This window comes from Dorea sp. OM07-5, from assembly GCF_003481355.1.
Lineage (GTDB): Bacteria > Bacillota > Clostridia > Lachnospirales > Lachnospiraceae > Dorea_D > Dorea_D hominis.
In genome coordinates this window covers 70,692-96,091 of sequence record NZ_QUKZ01000009.1, presented here as the reverse complement: position 1 = coordinate 96,091, position 25,400 = coordinate 70,692, and the positions used below count along the sequence as shown (strand labels likewise).

Below are 25,400 nucleotides of genomic sequence, written 5' to 3'. Positions count from 1 at the left end.
TTTCCTACACGTCCAAATTCTTCACGTATTGTGCATTTTCTTCGATAAACTCACGTCTTGGCTCTACTTTATCTCCCATCAGGGTTGTAAATGTCAGATCCAGTTCACTTGTTGTCTCTTCATCCATCTTAACTTTCAGAAGTATTCTGTGCTGCGGATCCATTGTTGTATCCCAGAGCTGTTCTGCATCCATCTCTCCAAGACCTTTGTAACGCTGAATCTTGTTGTTTCCGTCTCGTCCAACTTCCTGCAGGATACTGTCTAATTCTTCATCGCTGTATGCGTACCATACTTTTTTGTTCTTCTCCAGCTTATAAAGCGGCGGCTGCGCCAGATATACATATCCTTCTTTGATCAGATCCGGCATAAAACGATACAGGAATGTCAGAAGCAGTGTACTGATATGTGCACCGTCGACATCGGCATCTGTCATGATGATGATCTTGTGATAACGCAATTTTGAAATATCAAAATCATCATGGATACCTGTACCAAATGCAGTGATCATTGCCTTGATCTCGGCATTGCCATAAATCTTGTCCAGTCTTGCTTTCTCAACATTCAGAATCTTACCACGCAGTGGAAGGATTGCCTGTGTCGCACGGTCTCTCGCTGTCTTTGCAGAACCGCCGGCAGAGTCTCCCTCTACGATGTAAATCTCACAGTTTTTCGGATCTTTGTCTGAGCAGTCAGCCAGTTTACCGGGAAGCGACATACCGTCTAAAGCAGATTTTCTTCTCGTAAGATCCCTTGCTTTTCTTGCTGCTTCTCTTGCACGCTGCGCCATCACAGATTTCTCGACTGTCATCTTTGCCACAGATGGATTCTGCTCCAGATAAATCTCAAGCTGTTTGCTTACAACACTGTCAACGGCACCTCTTGCTTCACTGTTACCTAATTTCTGCTTTGTCTGTCCTTCAAACTGCGGATCTTCGATTTTTACACTGATGATTGCAGTCAGTCCTTCACGGATATCTTCGCCGGACAGATTCGGCTCGCTGTCTTTTAGTAATTTATTCTTTCTTGCATAATCATTAAATGTCTTTGTAAGCGCATTACGGAAACCAACTACATGGGTTCCTCCTTCCGGAGTCGTAATGTTATTTACAAATCCATACGTATTATCGCTGTAAGAATCATTGTGCTGCATTGCAACTTCCACAGATACATTGTTGACATTTCCTTCGCAGTAAATGATATCTTCATACAGCGGAGTCTTGCTCTTATTCAGATATTTTACAAATTCGCGGATACCACCTTCGTAGTGGAATGTCCGTTCTATCGTTTCTTCTTCCGGACGTTCATCTCTTAATACAATCTTCAGTCCGGCTGTTAAAAATGCCATCTCGCGGAAACGCTGTTTTAAAATATCATACTCGAAAACAGTCTCTTCAAAAATCGTATCATCCGGTAAAAATGTAACCTTTGTTCCCGTCTTTTCCGGAGCACAGGAACCGATCACTTCCAGCTTCTGAACGACTTTTCCTTTCTCATAGCGCTGTTTATAAACCTTGCCTTCTTTACAGATTTCAACTTCCAGCCAGTTGGAAAGCGCATTTACGACAGAAGCTCCTACACCATGAAGCCCACCGGATACTTTGTATCCTCCACCGCCGAATTTACCACCGGCATGCAGCACGGTAAATACAACTTCAACTGCAGGAAGACCCGCTTTATGATTAATTCCGACAGGGATTCCACGTCCATTATCTACAACGGTAATCGAATTATCTTTATTAATGCTCACAAAAATCGTGTCACAGAATCCTGCAAGTGCCTCATCTACGGCATTGTCTACAATCTCGTATACGAGATGATGTAAACCTCTCGATGATGTACTTCCGATATACATTCCGGGACGCTTTCTGACAGCTTCTAGCCCTTCCAGTATCTGGATTTCATCTGCACCATATTCGTGCTGTACTTTTTCTGTACTCATTCTATTCCTCCTAGTTTTCTTTCTTTACCTGTCCGCTCTGGACATGGAATACTTTATTTATAGAAAATCGATGATTTACAAACTCATCCATCCCCGTACAGGTAATGAGCGTCTGTATATCATGAATACTATCCAGTAAATAGTTTTGCCTATGTTTATCAAGTTCAGACAATACATCATCCAGTAAAAGAACCGGCGTATCATGAATCGACTGTTTTACCAGCTCTATTTCTGATAATTTGAGGGACAATGCCGCAGTCCGTTGCTGTCCCTGGGAACCGTATTTACGAATATCGATATCGCCGATCATAAATGCAATATCATCCCGGTGCGGACCTACAGATGTGCTTCTGATACGCAAATCTTTTTCTTTGTTCTTGTTCAGCGCCTGCTCAAGCGTCAGATAGCTATTGCTTGGCTCATATAAAATCCGGATGGATTCTTTTCCTCCGGTCAGTTTGTTATGGATTCCGGAAATGATCTCATTCATCTGTTCTACAAATTCCTGCCTTCTCTGAATGATCAGATTGCCATAATGAACAAGCTGCATGTCCCAGATATCCAGTGTTTTCAGTACATCACTGTTGTATGCCGCCTCTTTCAGCAGATGATTCCGCTGATTCACAATTCTGTTATAATTTGCAAGATTGCTCAGATATACTTTATCCAGCTGAGAAAGTTCCAGATCCACAAACCTTCTTCTCTCTCCGGGACCATTTTTAATAATATTCAGATCTTCCGGCGAGAAAAATACAATATTGACAATTCCGAATAATTCACTGGCTTTTCTGATCGGCATCTTATTGATCGCAATTCCTTTTGGACTGTTCTTCTTCAGATGCATGTCGATCTGATAATTAATGCCGTTCTTCTCTACAACTGTCTCAATGTGGGACTCATTCTGTTCAAAACGAATCAGATCCTTGTCTTTGGCTCCTCTGTGGGATTTTGTTGTTCCAGAAAGATAGACAGCCTCTAAGATATTCGTCTTTCCCTGGGCATTATCACCGTAAAAGATGTTTGTTGCTTTGTCAAATTCAAGAGATAACAGCTCATAATTTCTGAAATTTTTAAGCTTTAAAGACTCAATCTTCAATTCTTATCTCTTCTCCATCAAATAATACCATATCCCCGGCATATAATTTTCTGCCGCGTCTGGTATCTGTTTCTCCATTTACTGTTACGAGTCCTTCTGTGATTACTTCTTTTGCTTCCACTCCGGACTCAACAAGACCGGCAGCTTTCAGTGCCTGTCCGAGTTTAATATATTCATCTCTCAGTCTTATAACTTCCATCTTTTCACCTCTTAACCAGCCGCATTAAAGTTTACCGGAAGAATCAGGTAAATATAAGTCTCATTGTCATCCTTGATGAAGCACGGAGCTTTCGCATTCATCAGATAAAGTGTTACTTCCTCGTCATCAATAACTCTTAATGCATCAATCAGAAACTTCGGATTGAATCCGATCAGCAGATCCTTACCTTCTTTATTGATCATAATCTCTTCATTCATGGAGCCAATCTGTGATTTGATCTTCAGTTCCATGATCTCATCACCAATATTGATGATAATTGGCTTCTTATCACCTTCTTTGACGAGAAGGGTAGCACGGTCAATACAGTTTAACAATTCTTTTTTGTTAATTCTGACCTTAGTATCATAATCGCTGGACAGCATCTGATCAATTTTAAAATATTCTCCCTCCAGAAGTCTGGATACAACAACTGTATTATCAAACTCAAATACAATGTGATTGTTTGTGTAAGAAATATTTACTTTGCTTTCAGCTTCTCCGGATAAAATCTTACTGATCTCGATCAGTGTCTTACCTGGAACAACAAGTTTCTTGTCTGTAACGTCTGCATTCAGAGCAATCTTACGGATGGAGATACGGTGCCCATCCAGAGATACAACCCGAAGCATATTATTCTTAATCTCAAAGAGTTCTCCTGTCATCAGTTTATTACTGTCAGAATCAGCAATAGAGAAAATAGTCTGTCTGATTACTTCTTTCAGCGTAAACTGTGATACTTCGATCGATTCGTCTTTTTCGATGATTGGAAGATAAGAAAATTCATCGCCCGGTTTACCGGAAATATTAAATTTTGCTTTTTCGCAGACAATCGTAGTCTGTAAAGATTCGTCTGTTTCGATAATGACATCACTGTCTGGAAGTTTTCTTACGATTTCGGAGAAAAACTTCGCGTCAATAGCGATCATACCTCTTTCGATGATCTCACCTTCTATGTCTGTCTGGATACCAAGTTCCATATCATTGGCAGTCAGACGGATAATATCTGTTGTAGCATCGATCAATACACATTCAAGGATTGACATTGTTGTTTTTGAAGGTACCGCTTTTGAAACAATGCTAACCCCTTTTACAAGATTACTTTTCGTGCAAACAATTTTCATGTGTGTAAAACTCCTTTCGCGGTGCGCAATATATATTATGTCTATGAAATGCTTCCGTATCCGTCGCCTTAGGGGGTGTGGAAAAGGGGAAAACCCCTTCAAGCCCTCTGTTTATCGGCGTTTCCGGAATTAAAAACTCTGTGGATTTCGATGAGAATTCATGGGGATTGCATTGGGATAAAAAAATTCTATCCACCGCGTTGGTTAAAAATCCACATATAATCCCATAATTATCCACAACTATATGAAAGTTATCCCAAGCCAGTCCACATAATAATTCACATAAACTAAGCCGGATTGATCTTCTTCTTAATGATATTGACAGTATTTGCCAGTGTTTCGTCGGTCTCCATCTCGGATTCTACCTTTTCAATACCGTATTTGATAGTAGAATGGTCCTTTCCACCAAAAATAGCACCAATTGCTTTTAAAGAAAGCTCTTTGGTAGACATCGTACGCATCAGATACATCGCTACCTGACGAGGATTGGCAATTTCTGCGTTTCTTTTTTTGCTCTTAAGATCAGCAATACTGATATTGAAGTGCTCTGCAACAATATCCAGTATGAGTTCCGGTGTAACTTCTCGGTTATTATCAGAAGAAATAATATCTTTCAATGCTTCGGCAGCGAGAGATATGTCAATCGTTCCTTCATTATTATTCAGTCTGTAAAGAGCAATCAGTTTATTAAGAGAACCTTCCAGTTCTCGGATATTTGTCTTGATATTTGTGGCAATGTACTGGATTACATCTAATGGGATGTTGTATTTTTCAAGCTTGTCCAGTTCGATCTTCTTCTGAAGGATTGCCATACGTGTCTCATAATCCGGAGAAGAAATATCTGCAAGCATACCCATCTCAAAACGGGAACGCAGTCTGGCTTCCAGTGTCTCGATATCCCTTGGCGGGCGGTCACTGGAGATAATGATCTGCTTTCCGGAAGTATGTAAATGATTAAAAGTATGAAAAAACTCTTCCTGCGTACTTTCTTTACCAATAATAAACTGGATGTCATCGATTAACAGTACATCAATATTCCGGTACTTTTCGCGGAACTTTGTCATAGAAGATTCGTTGCCGGATGATTTACCGTTCTTTAATGATTCAATCAGTTCATTCGTAAATGTCTCACTTGTTACATATAAAATCTTTTTCTTTGGATTCTGATCTAAAATAAAATGTGCAATGGAATGCATCAGATGAGTCTTTCCCAGTCCGACACCTCCGTAGAGAAATAGAGGATTATAAACCTGTCCCGGCGATTCCGCTACCGCAACGGAAACTGCATGGGCGAAACTGTTATTTCCGCCTACAACAAAAGTGTCAAAAGTGTACTTAGGATTCAGCCCGGCTCTTTCGGCTACGGACTTCGTACGTTTCTTTTGACTTGCTTCAACTGCCATATTCTGTATTTCATTCAATCGGTCATCATCTTCGGATATGAAAGAAACTTCGTATTCTTCTCCTGTGATTTCAGCAATGCATACCTTCAAAGGAAGAAGATATTTTTTTTCAATGTATTCAACACTTGAATTCATATTTACCATAATAAATACAGTGTTGTTGATGACATCATATACTTTCAGCGGTTTAATCCATGTCGAGAATGATACATTGGATAATTCGTGTTCCACGCGCAAATGTTCTATTATTTGCGGCCATTTTTCCTCTACTGTGTTCATTTTATAAAACTCCTAATCTTCTATATACTCTATTATAGTTTACATCAAAATGGGGGATTAGGCAACGTTTAATCAATGTGGATAACTAATTTCCCCCTTGAAAACGGCATATTTGCGTTCGATTTGTGGAAAAAAAAGTTAAAATCCACAAGTTATCCACTGAAATCCACAAAGTTTTCCACATTTAGTGGATAATTCCATGATAAATAAGTTCTTACCTATTTATATAAGGCGAAGTGAAAAATGTGGAATACCGGCATATTTATCCCCATTAACTAAAATACAAAGAAAAAGTCTATAAACTCGCAGGTTTTGCTTGACGTAAAGGAATTTTATGAATATAATAAAAAATGATGTCTATAGAAAACTGAGGGATAACCCTTAAAAATATAAGGAGGTGGATATCAATGAAAATGACATTCCAGCCAAAAAAGAGACAAAGAGCTAAAGTTCATGGTTTCAGATCAAGAATGAGCACTGCAGGCGGAAGAAAAGTTCTTGCAGCAAGAAGAGCAAAAGGAAGAAAGAAATTATCAGCGTAGGCCGCATATATGTGGCCTTTTCTTCTCTCAAAATTAGGAGAAAATGAAAATGAAATATTCCGAATCATTAAAAAAAAACAGGGATTTCCGTTTAGTATATAAGGAAGGAAAATCCTGTGCAAACAAATATCTGGTCATGTATATTCGAGAGAATCATTCAGATGTAAACAGATTGGGAATATCTGTAAGTAAAAAAGTTGGAAATAGTATAGTACGTCATAGAATAACGAGATTAATTAGAGAGAGTTATCGACTACAAGAAGAGCACTTCAAGTGTGGATGGGATCTGGTTGTAATTGCCAGAGCCGGTGCGAAAGGAAAAACATATCGAGAAATAGAGAGCGCATTGATCCATCTTGGAACTCTTCATGAATTATATATATGAGGTAGCGTGTTATGAAAAGAATTCTGTTGGCATATATCAGATTCTATCAGAAATATTTATCGAACCTCAAAGGATCATCGACCTGTAAATATTATCCGACCTGCTCCTGTTATGCAAAAGAAGCAATTGAAAAATACGGAGCATGGAAAGGCGGAAGACTTGCGTTATGGAGAATATTGAGATGCAATCCATTTTCAAAGGGAGGCGTTGATCCAGTTCCATAAAAAATGTAGTTACGATGGAGGAAGAACGAATGACTGTAAGTTTACTGACTGCAGCAAACTGGCCGCTCGTAGGACAGTTATGCTGGCTATTAGGTAAAGTAATGAGTTTTATCTATGACTTCTTAGATAAGGCTCTGCCCTCAGATAATGGGCTTGTAGGATTATCAATTATCATCTATACGATTCTGGTATATACTTGTATGCTTCCATTGACGATCAATCAGCAGAGATCATCTAAAATGATGGCTGTGATCAACCCGGAAGTACAGAAAATTCAGAAAAAGTATAAAAACAAAAAAGATCAGGCTTCTATGATGAAGCAGCAGGAAGAAATCCAGCAGGTATATGACAAATATGGAACTTCCATGATGGGAGGATGCCTTCCGCTGTTAATCCAGATGCCGTTCCTGTTTGCATTATATCCGGTTATTTATAATATTCAGCAGTATGTACCGGCAATCAAAGGAGCTCCGGCTGCAGTAAACAGATTTATCACAATACCGGATCTTACCGTATCTCCGGCTGCTATGCTGAAGAACAGTGGATCATACGGAATGCCGGCAATTGTGATCATGATTACGGCAATCGTGCTTCCGCTTCTTTCAGCCGGAACACAGTATGTAAGTATGAAACTGTCCCAGGCAATTTCCGGACAGCAGCAGATGGATAAAGATAATCCGATGGCAGGAACTATGAAGACAATGAATATGACAATGCCTCTGTTCTCTGTATTCATGGTATTTACATTGCCGACTGGTATCGGTATTTACTGGATCATCAGTGCGTTAGTACGTTGTGTACAGCAGGTATTTATCAACAAACACCTGCAGAAGATGTCTGTTGAAGATCTGGTAGAAAAGAATAAAGAAAAAGCAGAAAAGAAACGTGCAAAGAGAAGCGAGAAAGCAGAGAAGATCAATGCAATGGCTCAGATGAATACGAAAAACATTTCTGAGAAATCAAGTCTGGGTGTTTCTGATGCTGAAAAAGAGAAAAAGCTTGAAAAAGCAAGAAAGAATGCAGCGAATGCAAAAGAAGGAAGTCTTGCAGCGAAAGCCAATATGGTTAGAAAATTCAATGAGGACAAATAGGGGGCGCTATTATGGACGGTTACATTACTGTATCAGCTAAAACATTGGATGATGCGATTACAGAAGCATTGATCCAGCTTGGTGTGACAAGTGATCATTTAGATTACGAAGTAATTGAGAAAGGAAGTGCCGGATTTCTTGGAATCGGCATGAAGCAGGCAGTAATAAAGGCGCGCAGAAAACAAGAGGAACCTGTAGAGGAACCGGTTGTTGAAGAAGTAGAAGAAAAGCCTGTTAAAAAAGAAGTAAAAGAATTTAAAGAAGAGAAAAAAGATTTTCATAAAAAAGAATTCCACAAAAAAGAGCATGTGAAAAAAGATAATTTCAAAAAAGAGGCTCCAAAGAAGGAATTTGTGAAAAAAGAAGTTCCGAAGAGAGAAGTTGAACTTGCTCCTGTTGAAGATGCAACAAAAGAAGCATGTGTGAAATTTGTAAAAGATGTACTCGCTGCAATGGATATGAACGATGTTGAAGTGAAAGCAGAGATTGATGAAGAAGGTGCTCTGAGCATCACGATGGACGGAAAGAATATGGGTATTCTGATTGGAAAACGTGGACAGACACTGGATTCCCTGCAGTATCTTACAAACAGAGTTGCAAACAAAATGCAGGATGGTTATGTCAGAGTAAAACTCGATACAGAAGATTACAGAAGAAGAAGAAAACAGACATTAGAAAATCTTGCAAAGAACATTGCAAGCAAAGTAAAGAGAACAAGAAGATCTGTTTCTCTTGAGCCGATGAATCCTTATGAAAGAAGAATTATTCATTCTGCTCTTCAGTCTGATTCTGCTGTATCTACACATAGCGAAGGTGAAGAACCGTACAGAAGAGTTGTAGTAACATTGGTAAGAAGATAAAGAAAGAAAAAATAGGGGTTTTGATGACCTCTATTTTTTATATAACGAAAAATGCAATTTTATGTTATTAGGAGGAATTCGATGAATTATAATGAGCAGACCACTATTGCTGCTATTTCAACGGCTATGAGTAATTCCGGAATCGGTATTGTACGAATGACAGGAGAAGATTCTGTTGAAATTGCAGATCGTATTTATCGTGGAAAAAAGAATAAAAAGCTTAGTGAGCAGATGTCACATACCATTCATTATGGCTATATATGCGATGGTGACGAGGTGATCGATGAAGTCCTTGTAATGCTGATGCGTGGTCCACATACTTATACAGGAGAAGATACTGTGGAAATCAACTGCCATGGCGGTGTGTATGTGGTGAAAAAAGTGCTAGAGACAGTGATCAAATATGGAGCAAGACCGGCGGAACCAGGTGAATTTACAAAAAGAGCATTTTTAAATGGAAAAATGGATCTTTCCCAGGCAGAGGCAGTAGGAGATCTGATTACTGCTCAGAATGAATATGCATTGAAAAGCTCTGTTAGCCAGTTGAAAGGAAATGTAAAAGAGAAGATTTCAAATATCAGACAGAAAATTATTTATCATACTGCATTTATTGAAACAGCGTTAGATGATCCGGAACATATCAGTGTGGATGGATATGGAGAAAAGTTGAAAATAACAGTGGACGAACTGCTCGGTGATATCAGACATCTGTTGGACACATGTGATGATGGAAGAATTCTGAAAGAGGGTGTGAACACTGTAATTTTGGGAAAACCGAATGCCGGAAAATCATCGCTTATGAATGCATTTCTTGGGGAAGATAGAGCAATTGTAACGGATATTGCCGGCACAACAAGAGATGTACTGGAAGAACATATTAATTTGCAGGGGATTTCTCTGAATATCATGGATACTGCAGGAATCCGTGATACAGAAGACATTGTTGAGAAGATTGGCGTAGATAAAGCAATCAATTATGCAAAAGATGCGGATCTGATTTTATTTGTAATTGACGCGTCATCTGAACTTGATGAAAATGATATCGAGATTCTGAAGATGATACAGGGAAAACAGGCAATTATCTTGCTAAATAAGTCAGATTTAGATATGATAGTTACGAAAAAAGTAATTGAAAATAAAGTGAATGAATTACAGCCTGTAAATTCGAGTGAGACAGAAAATCATAACCCGATCATTGAAGTTTCTGCGAAAGAGAAGAGTGGAATTGCGGAGTTTGAGCAGATTTTAAAAGACATGTTCTATGATGGAAAACTGACATTTAATGACGAGATTTATATTACAAATGTTCGTCAGAAAACAGCACTTCAGGAAGCGTACAGATCACTTCAGAAGGTAAATGAAAGTATTGAAATGGGAATGCCGGAAGATTTTTATTCCATTGATCTGTTAGATGCATATGAATCACTTGGCAGTATCACAGGCGAGACAATAGGAGAGGATCTTGTAAATGAAATATTCAGCAAATTCTGTATGGGAAAATAAAGATCAATATGATGTAGCAGTGATCGGGGCCGGTCATGCAGGGTGTGAGGCGGCTCTGGCGTGTGCACGACTTGGCTTTCGTACAATTGTATTTACTGTCAGTGTAGACAGTATTGCACTTATGCCGTGCAATCCGAATATTGGAGGAAGTTCTAAGGGACACCTTGTAAAAGAGGTGGATGCACTCGGTGGAGAGATGGGGAAAGTCATTGACCAGACATTTATCCAGTCCAAAATGCTAAACAAATCCAAAGGACCTGCAGTACATTCACTGCGTGCACAGGCTGATAAGAATGAATACAGCAAAACAATGCGCCAGGTTCTGGAAAATCAGGAGAATCTGGAGATTAAGCAGGCCGAGATTGTGAATATTCTTACTGAAAATGATGAAGTGACAGGAGTTCAGTTGTATTCTGGGATGATTTACCGGTGCAAAGCTGTTATTTTATGTACAGGAACTTATTTGAAATCACGCTGTGTTTACGGTGATGTGAGCATGAGTACAGGACCAAATGGATTACAGTCAGCAAATTATCTTACGGATTGTCTGAAAGAGCTTGGAATTAAGATGTATCGTTTTAAAACGGGAACACCGGCGAGAATTGACAAAAATTCCATTGATTTCAGTAAAATGGAAGAGCAGTTTGGTGATGAGAGAATTGTTCCGTTTTCATTTACAACAAATCCGAACGATGTGCAGATTGATCAGGCATCCTGCTGGCTGACTTATACAAATGAAGAGACTCATCGGATCATTCGTGAAAATCTCGATCGTTCACCACTATATTCGGGAATGATAGAGGGAACAGGACCAAGATATTGTCCTTCAATTGAAGATAAGGTTGTAAAATTTGCCGATAAAAATCGTCATCAGGTATTTATCGAGCCGGAAGGACTTGGAACAAATGAGATGTATGTAGGTGGAATGTCCAGTTCGTTGCCAGAAGATGTGCAATATGCGATGTACAGATCAGTTCCGGGACTTGAAAATGCGAAAATTGTTCGAAATGCATATGCAATTGAATATGATTGTATTGACGGAAGACAGTTAAAACCGTCTCTTGAATTCAAAAATATTCATGGGCTGTTCAGTGCCGGACAGTTTAATGGAAGTTCAGGATATGAAGAAGCAGCGGCACAGGGAATTGTTGCAGGTATTAATGCATCGAGAATGTTACAAGGAAAAGAACCAATGATTTTGGACCGTTCAGAGGCGTATATTGGTGTGCTGATCGATGATATTGTTACAAAAGAAAGTCATGAGCCATATCGTATGATGACATCGAGAGCAGAATACAGATTACTGCTTCGTCAGGATAATGCAGATCAGAGGTTAACAAAAAAAGGTTATGAAGTCGGTCTGATCAATGAAGAAAGATATCAGCGTTTACTGAAAAAAGAAGAGTTGATTAAAAACGAAATAGAACGTGTAGAACATGCAAATGTCGGCGCAAATGAGAAAGTACAGACATTATTAAAAGAATGTGGAAGTACACCACTTTCTTCTGGTTCCACAATTGCGGAACTGATCCGAAGACCAGAGCTGACATATGATATGTTAAAGCCGATTGATAATGCAAGACCGGATTTTCCGAAAAATCTTGCAGAAGAAGTAGCAGAGCAGGTTAATATTTGCATTAAGTATGCTGGATATATTACAAGACAGATGCGACAGGTAGAGCAGTTTAAGAAGCTGGAACGTAAGAAAATACCGGATGATATTGATTATGATAAAGTAAACAGTTTGCGTATCGAGGCGATTCAGAAGCTGAAAGAACACAGACCAGCATCAATCGGACAGGCATCCAGAATTTCCGGAGTATCTCCGGCAGACATATCAGTTCTGTTAATATACCTTGGAGGGGTATATAAGTAGCATGGTTGCTGTTGTTTAAAAGAGTGTTTAATGCTATATAATATATATAACATTAATAACATCCAAAGAAAAATATATGTATCATAAGTTTGGGATAATATCTCAAACATTGTATATGAGAGTTGAGAGTAAAGGTAATATATATGCATAAAGAAATATTAAATAAAAAAATGGAAGAAATAGGGATACAGTTAAGTGATATGCAAACAGAGCAATTTCTTACTTATTATGATATGTTGATCGAACGTAATAAAGTAATGAATCTCACTGCAATTACGGAATATGACGATGTAGTAGAAAAGCATTTTGTGGATAGTGTATCTCTGATCAAGGCATTGGATGAAGAAAAAGTTAAAAATGTAATTGATATAGGGACAGGAGCAGGATTTCCGGGGATTCCATTAAAAATTGTGTTTCCACACCTTAAAGTGACATTATTGGACTCACTAAATAAAAGAATAAAATTTCTGAATGACGTTATTGGAGCATTAGAATTGGAGAATATTGAAACAATTCATGGAAGAGCTGAAGATTTTGCAAAGCAGGAAATATATAGAGAACAGTATGATCTGTGCGTGTCCAGAGCAGTAGCAAATCTTGCTACTTTATCTGAATACTGCTTGCCTTATGTAAAGGTAGGGGGATATTTTATATCCTATAAGTCCGGCGAGATAGAAGAGGAATTACAGCAATCGAAACGTGCAGTAAGTATACTTGGAGGTACACTGGGTGATGTTATAAAATTTGCACTTCCGGGAACAGATATCGGTCGTTCTTTTGTGAAAATAAAGAAAGTAAAGAATACCGGTAAGAAATATCCAAGAAAAGCAGGATTGCCATCGAAGGAGCCATTGGTGTAAAAAGAATATAGGATAATAAAAAAGATGAATGTACGTAGCGCATGGGGCAGGCACATTCATCTTTTTGCTTTACTTTGTATAATACTAAATTGTCGTTTCATCTTCGTAGGAAAGTATTACAGCTAATTGCTCAATGAAAGCATCAGGTCTTTCTAATTGAGGAAGATGTTTGGTATCTTCTATTTTCATAATCTCGATAGATGGAAGAATACTTTCATATTTGCACGCAATATCAGCATTTCGGGAATCTTCGTCTCCAGATATAATGAAAATACTATTTGTTAACGATTTCATACAATGATAGACATTAACAGTTGTATAATGGCCAAGCAGACTGGATAGCAAATATTTGGATGAAGAGTGGTCCAGATGAGCTGTTTCGTAGTAGTTGTTAATATATTCCTCTTTTAATTTGTAATGATCATAGAAATATTCGTTCTTGAATTTATCTGTAATAAGTCTCCTTTTTACTAATATGTTATAGAAATAAGTGCCGAATACAGGCATATTTAGAAACCATGTCAGAGATTTACTTCTCTTTGATGGCATCTTATTTAATTTATTCACATCTTCAGGATTTACAAGTATAATGCGATTTATAAGATTTTTGTTGTTCTGTACGGCTGCAATTGCGAATGATCCAGAAATACCGGTTGCTATGACATCACAAGGTGAATCAATAACTTGATTAATGAAGTCTGTGATTAATTGCACATATAAATAATTAGTATAAGTGATGGATGGTTTCTCGGATCTTCCGCATCCAAGCAGATCAATTGTATAAACAAGATGGCTTTTTGCCAGTTTATCAATGATTCTGTGCCATTCATAAGATGAACTTCCGACAGAAAAATCATGAATCAGAAGAACAGGCTCACCTTCGCCATATTTCTCATAATATATATTTCCAAATTTCCAATCAAAGTAAGAACCGGCTGTGTTTTGCTCGTGATTTTCAGAAGTCGCGGAAATATCAATTATTTTATTAGCCAAATGTATAGTAAATGTTGTCAATGCAGATAATGCAGATATAGTAATAGCTTTCTTTTTCCAACTCATGAGTATTACTCCTTTTGCTTATATATTGTCACATCAAATGTTGATCTTCTGATTAATGGAATCAGTGAAAACGTTTGATACTACAATATAAATAATACCACATGCTAAAATTAAAGTAAATGTTTCACGTGAAACATAGTGATACAGATGCTTTTTGGAAAATATCGTAATATATAAATGAATAGTTGTTGTGAAACATTTATTGCAAGAATTTAAAGAATGAAAGAAAACATTATTTCATAAATATTGCTGCAAGAATAATATAACGTTGACAGTTAGAAAATTATTTTGGTTAGTCATAAATTATTCTAATATTATAAGTAATATGTTTCACGTGAAACATATACAATATGGGACGATGAATTTTATAATTTGAAGAAAGAATATGTAATTGTAAATTATATGTAATTATAAATAAATCATCATAAAATCAGGACGTTAATTTTCTTTACTTGCTTATAAATAAATTGATATGTTTAAAACAATTACAACAGTATAAGACAAAATTAAGATAATATTAAAGATACGAATAAAATTTAATGATATAATATGATACCGGAATCAAAAGTTGCTTGTAAATTGTTCTATGCTGTGTGCCGCCAAAGAGATCAGTCTTAAACGTTATATTCTAAAGACAGTCTAATTATTATAGTAAGCAGGTAATATTCATTAAGATTATAAATAGACAAAAATATAAATGTTTCACGTGAAACAATTATAAAAAAGTGAAAAATTATGTTTCACGTGAAACATTTATAGAAAAGTAAAATAAAAAATGCTATACTAGAAGAAGCTCAAAATAGAAAGGTGATAAAAATGGGAAGAGTTATAGCTATTGCCAACCAAAAAGGTGGAGTGGGAAAAACAACTACAGCTATCAACTTATCGGCATGCCTTGCGGAAAAAGGACAGAAAGTTCTGGCGGTGGATATGGATCCGCAGGGGAATATGACAAGTGGATTAGGTGTTGATAAAAATAATGTTGAAAACACAGTGTATGATTTGATTATAGGAAAATCATCAATTAATGAAGTGATTGTGAGGGATGTTCTGGAAAATCTGGATATAATACCAACAAGTATTGATTTGTCCGGAGCGGAAATTGAGCTTCTTGATGTAGATGAAAAAGAGTATATTATAAGAAATGCGATTGCAAATATTAAAGAAGACTATGATTATATAGTAATTGACTGTCCACCATCTTTGAGTATGCTGACAATTAATGCAATGACTACAGCAGATTCTGTATTAGTTCCTATTCAGTGTGAATATTACGCGCTGGAAGGGTTAAGCCAGCTGATTCATACAGTCGAGTTGGTTCGTGATCGTCTGAACCCGCAACTGACAATAGAAGGTGTTGTGTTTACAATGTATGATGCAAGAACTAATCTTTCGTTGCAAGTCGTTGAAAATGTAAAAGATAACTTAGATCAGACAATATATAAAACAATTATTCCTCGCAATATTCGATTGGCAGAAGCACCGAGTTATGGTATGCCGATTAACAAATATGATCCAAAATCTGCAGGTGCAGACAGTTATATGCGCCTGGCGGATGAGGTGATGGAAAAAGAATAATACGGAAAATAATGCAGGAGGCGAATGAGAGATGGCGGTTAAGAAAAAAGGTCTTGGAAAAGGTCTTGATAGTTTGATACCGGATAATAAACCGGCTAAGAAAAATACAGAGACGGTACAAAAAGCTGAAGAGAAAAAAGAAGAAATGAAAGACGGCGTTCAGATGATGAAAATCAGCATGATCGAACCAAACCGAGAGCAGCCGAGAAAGAAGTTCGAGGAAGATGCATTACTTGAGCTCGCTGATTCTATCAAACTTCATGGGGTTTTGCAGCCGTTGCTTGTCAGAAAAATTAAAGATTATTATGAGATTATTGCAGGCGAAAGAAGATGGCGTGCAGCAAAGTTGGCCGGTATCAAAGAGGTACCTGTAATAGTAAAAGAATACAGTGAACAGGAAATTGTGGAAATTCGTTTGATTGAAAATATTCAGAGAGAAAATCTGAACCCAATCGAAGAAGCTATGGCATTTAAAAAACTTCTCGAAGAATTTCAATTGAAACAGGATGAAGTCGCAGATCGAGTTTCAAAAAGTCGTACCGCTGTAACAAACTCTATGCGCTTGCTGAAACTGGATGATAAAGTACAGCAGATGATTATTGATGAGATGATTTCTACAGGACATGCAAGAGCGCTGCTGGCAATTGACGATAAGAAATTACAGTATGAGCTTGCAAATCGTATTTTCGATGAAAAATTAAGTGTACGTGAAACAGAAAAGCTGGTTAAGGAGATTAAGAATCCGAAAAAACCAAAAGAAAAGAAAGCAGTAGAGAATGAATTTGTTTATAAAGATCTGGAAAACCGTATGAAAGAAGTTATGGGAACGAAGGTCAGTATTGCATCAAAAAGCAATGGAAAAGGTAAAATAGAAATAGAGTATTATTCAGAAAAAGAATTAGAACGTATGTTCGAGATGATTATGACAATAGGAAAGGAAGAATAAGAACTTATGGAAAGCAAAATCTTAAGTACAATAGGGATTGATCCGGGAATCATTATTATCTTAATGTTGATTTTGATTATTGTGTTGTTTATCCTTACTGTAAATGTTACAATGAACTACAATAGGCTAAAAAGCAGCTATCAGACGTTTATGAAAGGAAAAGACGGTAAAACTCTTGAAGAGAGCATGAAAGAACGCTATACAGATCTTGAATCCGTAGTAAAAGTTGTAAAACAGAACCGTCTTGACATTCGTGAACTGAACCGGAAGATGGATAGAAATTACCAGAAGATTGGTGTTGTGAAATACGATGCATTTAACGAAATGGGAGGTAAACTTAGTTTCGTACTTGCACTGTTGGATAATCGTAATAATGGATTTATCCTGAATGCAATGCATAGTAGAGAAGGCTGTTACACTTATGTAAAAGAAATTGTTAAAGGTGAGAGCTTTGTTGAACTTGCTGAGGAAGAGGCAGAAGCACTGGATAAAGCGATTTTCCAGGAATATACACCGGAAACTGTAGAAAAATAGCAGTAAAATGTAAAACTATTATATAAGGTAATTATAAAACTAAAGGATAATAATAAACCTATATTAATTACAAAATGAGGAGGATACAATATGTTAGACATTAAATTTTTAAGAATGAACCCAGATGTGGTGAAGCAGAATATTAAGAATAAATTCCAGGATGAAAAACTTCCATTAGTGGACAAAGTAATCGAGCTGGATCAGAAAAACAGAGATATCAAACAGGAAGTAGAAGCTCTTCGTGCAGAGAGAAATAAAATTTCCAAAGAAATCGGTGCATGTATGGCACATGGTAAGAAAGAAGAAGCAGAAGAACTGAAGAAAAAAGTACAGGCAAATGCAGATCGTGTAGAAAGCCTGTCAGCTGAAGAAAAAGATGTAGAAGCTGAAATTAAGAAGATCATGATGGTCATCCCGAACATCATTGATCCGTCTGTTCCGATTGGAAAAGATGACAGCGAGAATGTAGAGATTGAGAAATTTGGTGAGCCGGTTGTTCCAGATTACGAAATCCCGTATCACACAGATATTATGGAAAGTTTTGATGGTATAGATCTTGAGGCAGCAGGAAAAGTAGCAGGAAACGGTTTCTACTACCTGATGGGAGATATTGCAAGACTTCATTCCGCAGTAATATCTTATGCACGTGATTTCATGATCGACCGTGGATTTACTTACTGTATCCCGCCGTTTATGATCAGAAGTAACGTTGTAACAGGTGTTATGAGTTTTGCAGAGATGGATTCCATGATGTATAAGATCGAAGGAGAGGATCTTTACCTGATCGGAACAAGTGAACACTCTATGATCGGTAAATTTATTGATACAATGACTAAAGAAGAAGAACTGCCAAAGACACTGACAAGTTACTCTCCATGCTTCCGTAAAGAAAAAGGTGCACACGGTATCGAAGAAAGAGGCGTATATCGTATTCACCAGTTTGAGAAGCAGGAAATGATTGTTGTATGTAAACCGGAAGAAAGCAAACAGTGGTATGATAAGTTATGGAAAAATACAGTAGATCTGTTCCGCTCTATGGACATCCCGGTACGTACACTGGAATGTTGCTCTGGTGACCTTGCGGACCTGAAAGTAAAATCATGTGATGTTGAAGCATGGTCTCCAAGACAGAAAAAATATTTTGAAGTAGGTAGTTGTTCAAACCTTGGAGATGCTCAGGCAAGAAGACTTGGTATCCGTGTTAAAGGAGCAGATGGAAGCAAATATTTCGCTCATACATTAAATAATACAGTTGTTGCTCCACCGAGAATGTTAATCGCGTTCTTGGAGAACAATTTACAGGCTGACGGATCTGTCAAGATTCCGGAAGTTCTCAGACCGTATATGGGCGGTAAGAGCGAGATCAGACCAAAATAATACCGGAATAAATGTGTAAATTGTGGATAAATAAGTCCACAGCGAATGACTCCGGGGATAATTAATGAGGAAGTAAAATGCATCAATATTTAACTGCAATTGGAATGGAAAGTGTAAAGTCAAAACAAGAACTGGATCGTTTATTGCAGGGGCTGGAGCAGGAGAATAATGAACGTGCTGTAATGTCTGTAACTGCAGATAAATATGACCGGTGCGAGTATAAAAAAGAATTTGCAAAAAATATTGGAATTGCAGCGGGTGGATTTCAGGACAGCAATGGAATATTTGAAAGAGAATATATATATCCTTATTTTTACGGAACCGGAATTACAACATATGCAGATGTAACGGTGGAAAGAACAAAGGATCAACAGTCCTACATCGGCATCTGTGAAGATGTGAAAATAGGTGTTACATTAATGTTCCGGATTCAGAATTATATGGAATATCTGAAAAAGAAATGGCATCCGCAGGAGCCGGGAGGTTATGACTCTATTACATTATCCGGGCTGTGCAATGAGGGAAAGATTCTCCTGCCGGTAATGAAGGACGAATCACAGAAACAGCAGCAGTCGGAAGATGTGCATAACCGGATGATGCTTGTCAGTGCTGCAAGAGCCGGAGATGCGGAAGCAATCGAGAATCTGGCGTTGGATGATATAGACATTTACACAAAAGTATCAAGAAGGCTGATTAAAGAAGATGTATTCAGTATTGTAGATACATACATCATGCCTTACAGTGTAGAGTGTGACCGGTATTCCATCCTGGGTGTGATAACAGGTGTGCGGATTGTGGAAAACATTTACACAAAAGAGGAACTTTATGTGATGAATTTGGAAGTAAATGACCTAAAATTCGATGTCTGCGTGCCGGTTCATCGAGTATTTGGAGAGCCGAAAGCCGGACGCCGGTTCAAAGGAAAAATCTGGATGCAAGGGCGGATTAATTTTTAGGTGTTTGTGGGCAATTCTGCAGGTGATTTATTTGCAATAAGATCTGTTTAGAAAGAAATGTAGATTTTTATATGCCAGAGTGTTATAATAACATTCTGGCAATAAGTCTTGTTAGTTTAACTGATAAAATAAGCGCCTCCTAAGAGAAAGCCGAGGCATTCCCCAAAGGGAAAAAATGAAAAACAACTTTCAGTTCGAATCTATTCTGAAAAATGCTAATGGTGACAACAAAGCATTCCCCAAATTGGGGAACGTTCTAATGTTACCAAATCAAAAAAATCTGTAGATTGACAACTCGAAAAAGAGTTGATAATCTTATATATGGCCGAAGGGAAAAATCCCAGAAACCCAGTAAAATCAAGGGTTTGCGGCATGTGTCGTCATAGCTCAGCTGGATAGAGCACTCGCCTCCTAAGAATATGTTATAACGACCGCCTTTCGGGCAAAGGCGATTGACATTGAGTAAGTTTAAGACTAAAATTGAATAGATTTTAAAGATGTTTCCGTAGCTCAGCTGGATAGAGCGACCGCCTCCTAAGGGTCAGGTGGAGCAATCCCCTTTTGGAAGCGATTTATGAAATAAATTTGAAAATTGCTCCGTGAAAATTAAATACGTCTCAGTACCTCAGTAGGATAGAGGGTTCGCCTCCTAAGCGAAACGTCGCAGGTTCGATTCCTGTCTGGGACGCCAGCAAACAACGCTGAAAGCCTTGATTTATCGAGGTTTTCAGCTTCTTTTGTTTTTGGCTTATAACCTGTCGGATAAGAACATATTCAATTTATATTTTGCAATTTCTTTTGATTTTCAGAATTTGTAATTCGATATTTTTATGACTGTTTGAGTAGAAGAGTTTGCTAACACTTTTTTTATTTTGAAAAAATATCAGCAGATTTTTGAAGATTTGCTAACACTTTTGAAAAATTACTTTGAAGCTGATTGTTTCAAAAGCATTGCTTTCATCTCTGGCGTAAGTGATTTTAAAAGCTGTAAAAGCTCCATATCACTGTCTGATAAGCCGTTGTTTTCTGGCTGAACTTCCTCATTTTGTGGTTGCATTTCTGAATCATGGTTTAGAGTGGAATAAAATTGTTCGTCCATCTTTTGAGCATTGTAACGTCTATCTTCGTCTATGATTTCTGAATAAACGTCTGTAACCATTTCTGCTTCTGCATGACCTGTATCGCCTTGTACCGATTTTACATCGCCGTTGGTCATTTTCAATTTGTATCCTGTGGATAAATGACGCAGACTGTGGAAAACAACTTGTTCATAGCCATTTTGTTCGCATAACTTTTGAAATCTGTCTCTCACAATTCTACTCTCAACGGGATTTCCATTTTCCAAAGCTATAACAAGGTTGTAATTGTTATAAGCGTCTCCTAGAAATTCCTGTAATTCCTTTTGGTCTTTTTGATATTGCACCAGCAATTCTGCAACTGTCTTTGGCAACCATACGGTACGATTACTTGTTTCTGTCTTTGGTGTCTTTAATACAAGCCTTGTTGTGCAATGTGGCTTTTGTGTCGGAAAAATCTTGATAATATCTTTTTCCTTTAATTTCTGCATAGCTTGTGCATTTACTCTAGAAAGCTCTTTATTGATGATTACTCTTGCGTTATTCGTTGCAATGGATTGTTCATCAATAATTACATCTTCCCATGTAAGACCTGTAATTTCTCCAATACGAATTGAGCAGGAAAACGCCAAATGCATACAGATGGTTAATAAATCGTCGTCTGACTGCTGAATTGCTTCACGGAATGTATCTACACTCCATACTTTTCTTTTTACCTTAGGAACTTTAGGAAGCGTTGCTAATGAAGCAGGGTTACGCTTGTTGGTATCAATATATTCCCAACGGATTGCTTGATTTAATGCACAGCGTATAATGTCATGTATTTTCTTGATATTGGCAGGTTGTACGCAACGTCCAGTTGCTTTTCTGTTAGCTCTGGGTACTTCTGGAACGCTCAATAAATCGTTGTAGTAGGCAGATAATTTCTTTGTGGTAATCGCATTTAACTTCCAATCCCCGATAAGTGGATTGATGTAATTTTCGATAGTACCGACCTTACTACTAAATGTACTAGGCGACCATTTTGACGTACCATAGAGATTGACAAATATTTTTAAAAAGTCACAAAGCGTAATATCTTCATCGGTACTATCAAGTTCTTTTTTCGATTCATCAATCTGGCGTGCAAACTGTTCCTCTAAGGGAACAATCACATAACCATATTTTTCTTGATAATACTCAACAAATGCTTTTCTCTGCTTTGCTTCTTTCTTTGTCTCTAACGTATCCCATTTCTGTTTACGTTCTCCTGCATTGTCTAAATACCAGTAAATAACAGAAAATGTTGATTTTCTTTTTTTGATTGAAGCCATAATATATTCTCTCCTTAACAGTTAATTTTGATTTAACCATTTATCGAAAGAATCTTTAGATACCCGTATGGCTCTACCAGCACGAACATAAGCGAACTGTCCACTTTTAACCAATGCGTAAGCCACTTTTTTACTCACACATAATTGTTCTGCAATTTCCTCTACTGTATATGTCTTTTTCTCCTTTTTAGGAGTTTCTGTATTTGATGTATCACTTATCACGAGTAATAATAACTCCTTTCCGTGTGATAACAGCAAAATACATACGTTTAACAAGGTCATTATAGCATATCAATAACTCTTGCGGATATGTTTTTTGCCGTTGCTAACACTTTTGCTAATACTTTTTATATGCAGACAAATGGCTTTGGCAAGCTCCACTGGTATCTCAACCATTCCCATTCCTGTGGGCTGAACCGTGTCATACGGGTGTATCATTATCCTGTGTTGCAGGTCATGGCAGAACGACTTTTCCAACGGTCGCTCCCAGATCATTGCATGAATCGCTATCTCCCGATTGGAAAAGTCACGGCGTACAATCTCTGATGGCTCACTGCAAGCACAAACGTATCTGTCTGCATTATTCAGTTGTCAAAGAACTATTAGGCTCTTGTCAGCCTGTATCAATCTGTTTTGTTAAATAGACTGATACAGAATGACAAGCTAAGAAGTAAGCGGAACAGGAAAGAGGGAAGTGCTTATATGAAGCGTTCCGCAGATATTACCTATTCAATTTTTATGTCAAATTCCAATATCATTTTCATAATGGCTTCTCTGATACGACCTTTTAACTCCATATCCACAGCGATATATACATTTCCGTATTCATCATATAATGGTCGAATACAGCTTTTTGATATATACGGGTCATAAAAATCTAAGATTTTATCAATGGAAATTTTGTCGCCGTCCATAGCCGATGAAATCACATAAAATGATGGCTTCTTATACGAACGTTTTTGTTTCAAATACTAATGTTCCTCCTCTAATGACTTTTTCATTTGTTTTAATGCATAGTGTCGGTTTTGAAATACACCACTTCGGGATATATTCTGCAATTTTGCAATTTCCGTATCACTCATATCCAAGAAATAGTACATAAGTACATTTTCACGGTAACGGTCAGATAATTGTTTAATGACTTTTGCCAGCTCATCGTCATATACATAAATGTCATGTCCACATATATTGAAAGTCGTGTAATCCGTTTTATATGTATCCCATATAGCAACTTTATCTATGATAATATCGGGAAGCTCACAAAAGGGGATAGCTTCTGCTTGATTCTTTTTCAACTCTTTGTAGTAATCCTTTACAACTCCGAAAACAGTTTTTTTAAACAACTATCAAAACGACACATTACAGTTTTCTGGAAGTCAGATGGTTTCATGTTCTCACCTCCTCCCTGTGCTGTTTTGTATCTATCCCTCTTTCCACTCCATATAAGAAAAAAACAGGGCAGTTGCTAAGTGATTTGAAAAAATAATCGCTATTTTAGATAAAATTTATATTTGCCCTCAATATATAAGCCGATGAGAAAGGTAAAAATTATTCAATTCGATAAAAAACGACAAAAAAAGACCTGCACAGTTAATGTACAGGTTAATGAAGTGATGATTTTTCATAAATCAGTATTTAATTTTTGTTGCCATCGTGTAAACGTATTCTTCTGGTGTAGGTCGTTTCTTTCCAAAATAACTTGAAAATTCAGCTTGCACATCTGGGTCATCGCTATAATACATTTCATCAATGGTTGACTGAATACGTTCTTTTACTTCTAATACGGAAACACCCTGTTGATGTGCAATCGCTTTAAATACTTGTTTTGTATCACGTTTTTTGATACCCAACATCTAACCACAACCTTTCTGAATAAATTTATTTCCATTCGATAATACCACAAAAATATCAACGAAAACACTAAGGAATATTTTTATCCATTACATATTAAAATTTGATATTAAATATGGCTCTTTACTCATATTTTTATAAGACGGTTTCTCATAAAAATATTTTCGTCTTCGGTTAATCATATCTACAACCATCTGTTGTGCAGATTCCTTTGAAGATAAGTGACATTGAATGTTTTCAATACAATAGTTATAAAATTGTTCATGCCATTCAATATAACAATCCCCAGAATAAAAACTGTCTTTTAATATTTGCATATAATGTTCAAATACATCTTTTCCTTCTTCAAAATCTCCCTTTAGAAAACAAAGCATTGCCAGATTGTATAACTCCCAAAATCGTCTATATTCTGGAAGTTTATCAACTTGCTCCTGCAAACAAGATTTTGCATAGTCCATATCTGAAAATTTTCGATATTCGTCTACTTTTTCTAAAGCTTTTTTTGCCAGTTTCTCTATGCCATTCTGAAACGCCTCATCATCATTTTTATATTCCACATAACTCGTTATAACTTGACATTCGTAATCATATGATAACATTTCATTTAGGCTTTCCGTAGATTCCCATAGAAACGAAACTCCTGCATTCAAGCTTGCCCCTTTTGAATAACCACTTGATGCAAATTCAACAATAATCATATAATACCCTTGATCGTCTAACCAGCTTCTTGAGCTTCCTATTTGAAAAAGTTTTTCCGGCTCTAAAAATTTCTTAACTGTTGTTTTGATAATTTTATTATGTGGTAACATATAAATTCAGCTCCTTTTTAAAGTAGATATGCATTAAAAATTTTCTATCGCATTTTCCAGATTATCTCTAAAAAAATCATAGAAGTTATCAAAACGATATATTACACCGTCATTATCATATTGACTCCATGAAGTAATCTTCCCATTAGAAGTATCCAAGCAATGATAAAATTCATCACAATCTTCAATAACCAAGAAGTTTTCCGGCAACCCATTTTCTCTCTGATTAAGAGTTTCTTCAACAAATTGTGCTTTTCCGTTTTTAGTGTAGCCAATGAAATCAAACCAATAGCCACCACTACCAAATTCTTTTAAAAACCATACAAAAGGTGCAGGAATTTTTACTCCTAATTGTTGCTCTGCTTGAAATATTTCCTTATCGGTAGCTCTTTTTCCCAAAAAGGCATTATCAAATATAGCATGATTTTGTTGGACTATATTTTCAAGTTCTCTTTGTTCATCTGTTTTTATTTGCTTTACGTTCTCTTTGTTCTTGAATTTATCAAACAATCCCATAATTATG

General features: G+C 37.1%; 26 protein-coding genes and 1 tRNA gene. 14 read left to right on the top strand and 13 right to left on the bottom strand.

The genetic code is table 11. The features are described 5' to 3' along the window. Positions 1–4: 4 nt before the first annotated feature. The 5 genes from gyrB to dnaA form a co-directional block, all read right to left on the bottom strand. Positions 5–1,939 (bottom strand): DNA topoisomerase (ATP-hydrolyzing) subunit B, encoded by a 1,935-nt coding sequence (gyrB, locus tag DXC04_RS10335; protein ID WP_021859828.1) that lies wholly within the window; start codon positions 1,937–1,939, stop codon positions 5–7. 10 nt (positions 1,940–1,949) lie between these two features. After that, positions 1,950–3,035, bottom strand: a complete 1,086-nt coding sequence (recF, locus tag DXC04_RS10330) for a DNA replication/repair protein RecF (protein WP_117538469.1) — start codon at positions 3,033–3,035, stop codon at positions 1,950–1,952. Further along, positions 3,025–3,234: an RNA-binding S4 domain-containing protein gene (locus DXC04_RS10325; RefSeq protein WP_021859826.1), complete on the bottom strand. Its 210-nt coding sequence runs from the start codon at positions 3,232–3,234 to the stop codon at positions 3,025–3,027. Before DXC04_RS10325 ends, recF begins: the two co-directional genes overlap by 11 nt. 11 nt (positions 3,235–3,245) lie before the next feature. Beyond that, a complete protein-coding gene (dnaN, locus tag DXC04_RS10320; protein WP_118660952.1) occupies positions 3,246–4,355 on the bottom strand; it encodes a DNA polymerase III subunit beta in 1,110 nt (369 codons plus the stop codon). 287 nt (positions 4,356–4,642) lie between these two features. Beyond that, the gene (gene dnaA, locus DXC04_RS10315; protein WP_021859824.1) at positions 4,643–6,037 is read right to left on the bottom strand and encodes a chromosomal replication initiator protein DnaA; all 1,395 of its coding nucleotides are present in this window, start codon (positions 6,035–6,037) and stop codon (positions 4,643–4,645) included. Positions 6,038–6,444: 407 nt separating this feature from the next. Here dnaA and rpmH point away from each other — a divergent pair, with 407 nt between their 5' ends. From rpmH to rsmG, 8 genes are all read left to right on the top strand, one after another. Beyond that, positions 6,445–6,579: a 50S ribosomal protein L34 gene (gene rpmH / locus DXC04_RS10310; protein WP_021859823.1), complete on the top strand. Its 135-nt coding sequence runs from the start codon at positions 6,445–6,447 to the stop codon at positions 6,577–6,579. 49 nt (positions 6,580–6,628) lie between these two features. Beyond that, the gene (gene rnpA, locus DXC04_RS10305) at positions 6,629–6,964 is read left to right on the top strand and encodes a ribonuclease P protein component (RefSeq protein ID WP_021859822.1); all 336 of its coding nucleotides are present in this window, start codon (positions 6,629–6,631) and stop codon (positions 6,962–6,964) included. An 11-nt stretch (positions 6,965–6,975) separates the two neighbouring features. Next, positions 6,976–7,188 (top strand): membrane protein insertion efficiency factor YidD, encoded by a 213-nt coding sequence (gene yidD, locus DXC04_RS10300; protein WP_021859821.1) that lies wholly within the window; start codon positions 6,976–6,978, stop codon positions 7,186–7,188. 29 nt (positions 7,189–7,217) lie between these two features. Beyond that, on the top strand, positions 7,218–8,279 hold the full coding sequence (locus DXC04_RS10295; protein ID WP_021859820.1) for a YidC/Oxa1 family membrane protein insertase: 1,062 nt from the start codon (positions 7,218–7,220) through the stop codon (positions 8,277–8,279). Positions 8,280–8,290: 11 nt separating this feature from the next. Next, positions 8,291–9,139, top strand: coding sequence for an RNA-binding cell elongation regulator Jag/EloR (gene jag, locus DXC04_RS10290; protein WP_117538470.1), 849 nt, complete (start codon positions 8,291–8,293; stop codon positions 9,137–9,139). 81 nt (positions 9,140–9,220) lie between these two features. Further along, positions 9,221–10,642: a tRNA uridine-5-carboxymethylaminomethyl(34) synthesis GTPase MnmE gene (gene mnmE / locus DXC04_RS10285; protein ID WP_118660951.1), complete on the top strand. Its 1,422-nt coding sequence runs from the start codon at positions 9,221–9,223 to the stop codon at positions 10,640–10,642. Further along, positions 10,608–12,518: a tRNA uridine-5-carboxymethylaminomethyl(34) synthesis enzyme MnmG gene (gene mnmG / locus DXC04_RS10280; RefSeq protein WP_118660950.1), complete on the top strand. Its 1,911-nt coding sequence runs from the start codon at positions 10,608–10,610 to the stop codon at positions 12,516–12,518. Before mnmE ends, mnmG begins: the two co-directional genes overlap by 35 nt. 170 nt (positions 12,519–12,688) lie before the next feature. Next, positions 12,689–13,378, top strand: coding sequence for a 16S rRNA (guanine(527)-N(7))-methyltransferase RsmG (rsmG, locus tag DXC04_RS10275; protein ID WP_243112139.1), 690 nt, complete (start codon positions 12,689–12,691; stop codon positions 13,376–13,378). Between the two features lie 84 nt (positions 13,379–13,462). Here the strand turns inward: rsmG and DXC04_RS10270 are convergent, their stop codons facing one another. Then, on the bottom strand, positions 13,463–14,437 hold the full coding sequence (locus DXC04_RS10270) for an alpha/beta fold hydrolase (RefSeq protein ID WP_118288806.1): 975 nt from the start codon (positions 14,435–14,437) through the stop codon (positions 13,463–13,465). A gap of 816 nt (positions 14,438–15,253) precedes the next feature. Here DXC04_RS10270 and DXC04_RS10265 point away from each other — a divergent pair. From DXC04_RS10265 to DXC04_RS10235, 6 genes are all read left to right on the top strand, one after another. Beyond that, complete coding sequence (locus DXC04_RS10265; protein WP_118660948.1) at positions 15,254–16,015, top strand: ParA family protein; 762 nt, start codon at positions 15,254–15,256, stop codon at positions 16,013–16,015. A gap of 31 nt (positions 16,016–16,046) precedes the next feature. Further along, on the top strand, positions 16,047–16,961 hold the full coding sequence (locus DXC04_RS10260; protein WP_021859813.1) for a ParB/RepB/Spo0J family partition protein: 915 nt from the start codon (positions 16,047–16,049) through the stop codon (positions 16,959–16,961). Between the two features lie 6 nt (positions 16,962–16,967). Beyond that, a complete protein-coding gene (locus DXC04_RS10255) occupies positions 16,968–17,495 on the top strand; it encodes a DUF4446 family protein (RefSeq protein WP_021859812.1) in 528 nt (175 codons plus the stop codon). 90 nt (positions 17,496–17,585) lie between these two features. Next, positions 17,586–18,872, top strand: a complete 1,287-nt coding sequence (gene serS, locus DXC04_RS10250; protein ID WP_021859811.1) for a serine--tRNA ligase — start codon at positions 17,586–17,588, stop codon at positions 18,870–18,872. A gap of 77 nt (positions 18,873–18,949) precedes the next feature. Continuing rightward, positions 18,950–19,828, top strand: coding sequence for a DUF3881 family protein (locus DXC04_RS10245; RefSeq protein WP_117538476.1), 879 nt, complete (start codon positions 18,950–18,952; stop codon positions 19,826–19,828). Between the two features lie 614 nt (positions 19,829–20,442). Continuing rightward, positions 20,443–20,519 (top strand) — tRNA-Arg (locus DXC04_RS10235). A gap of 231 nt (positions 20,520–20,750) precedes the next feature. Here DXC04_RS10235 and DXC04_RS10230 read toward each other — a convergent pair. From DXC04_RS10230 to DXC04_RS10190, 7 genes are all read right to left on the bottom strand, one after another. After that, positions 20,751–22,217 carry a site-specific integrase gene (locus DXC04_RS10230; RefSeq protein ID WP_118660947.1) on the bottom strand — a complete coding sequence of 489 codons (1,467 nt, stop codon included), beginning with the start codon at positions 22,215–22,217 and terminating at the stop codon, positions 20,751–20,753. A gap of 21 nt (positions 22,218–22,238) precedes the next feature. Further along, positions 22,239–22,439: a helix-turn-helix domain-containing protein gene (locus DXC04_RS10225; protein WP_226814520.1), complete on the bottom strand. Its 201-nt coding sequence runs from the start codon at positions 22,437–22,439 to the stop codon at positions 22,239–22,241. A 503-nt stretch (positions 22,440–22,942) separates the two neighbouring features. Next, the gene (locus DXC04_RS10210; RefSeq protein WP_005334926.1) at positions 22,943–23,131 is read right to left on the bottom strand and encodes a helix-turn-helix domain-containing protein; all 189 of its coding nucleotides are present in this window, start codon (positions 23,129–23,131) and stop codon (positions 22,943–22,945) included. Positions 23,132–23,188: 57 nt separating this feature from the next. After that, positions 23,189–23,560 (bottom strand): RNA polymerase sigma factor, encoded by a 372-nt coding sequence (locus DXC04_RS10205; RefSeq protein WP_442873197.1) that lies wholly within the window; start codon positions 23,558–23,560, stop codon positions 23,189–23,191. Positions 23,561–23,845: 285 nt separating this feature from the next. Further along, a complete protein-coding gene (locus DXC04_RS10200; protein WP_118660946.1) occupies positions 23,846–24,070 on the bottom strand; it encodes a sporulation initiation factor Spo0A C-terminal domain-containing protein in 225 nt (74 codons plus the stop codon). A gap of 87 nt (positions 24,071–24,157) precedes the next feature. Next, entirely contained in the window at positions 24,158–24,877 is a 720-nt protein-coding gene (locus DXC04_RS10195; RefSeq protein WP_118660945.1) for a hypothetical protein, read from the bottom strand. 33 nt (positions 24,878–24,910) lie between these two features. After that, on the bottom strand, positions 24,911–25,393 hold the full coding sequence (locus tag DXC04_RS10190; RefSeq protein ID WP_158569968.1) for an SMI1/KNR4 family protein: 483 nt from the start codon (positions 25,391–25,393) through the stop codon (positions 24,911–24,913). Positions 25,394–25,400 lie beyond the last annotated feature (7 nt).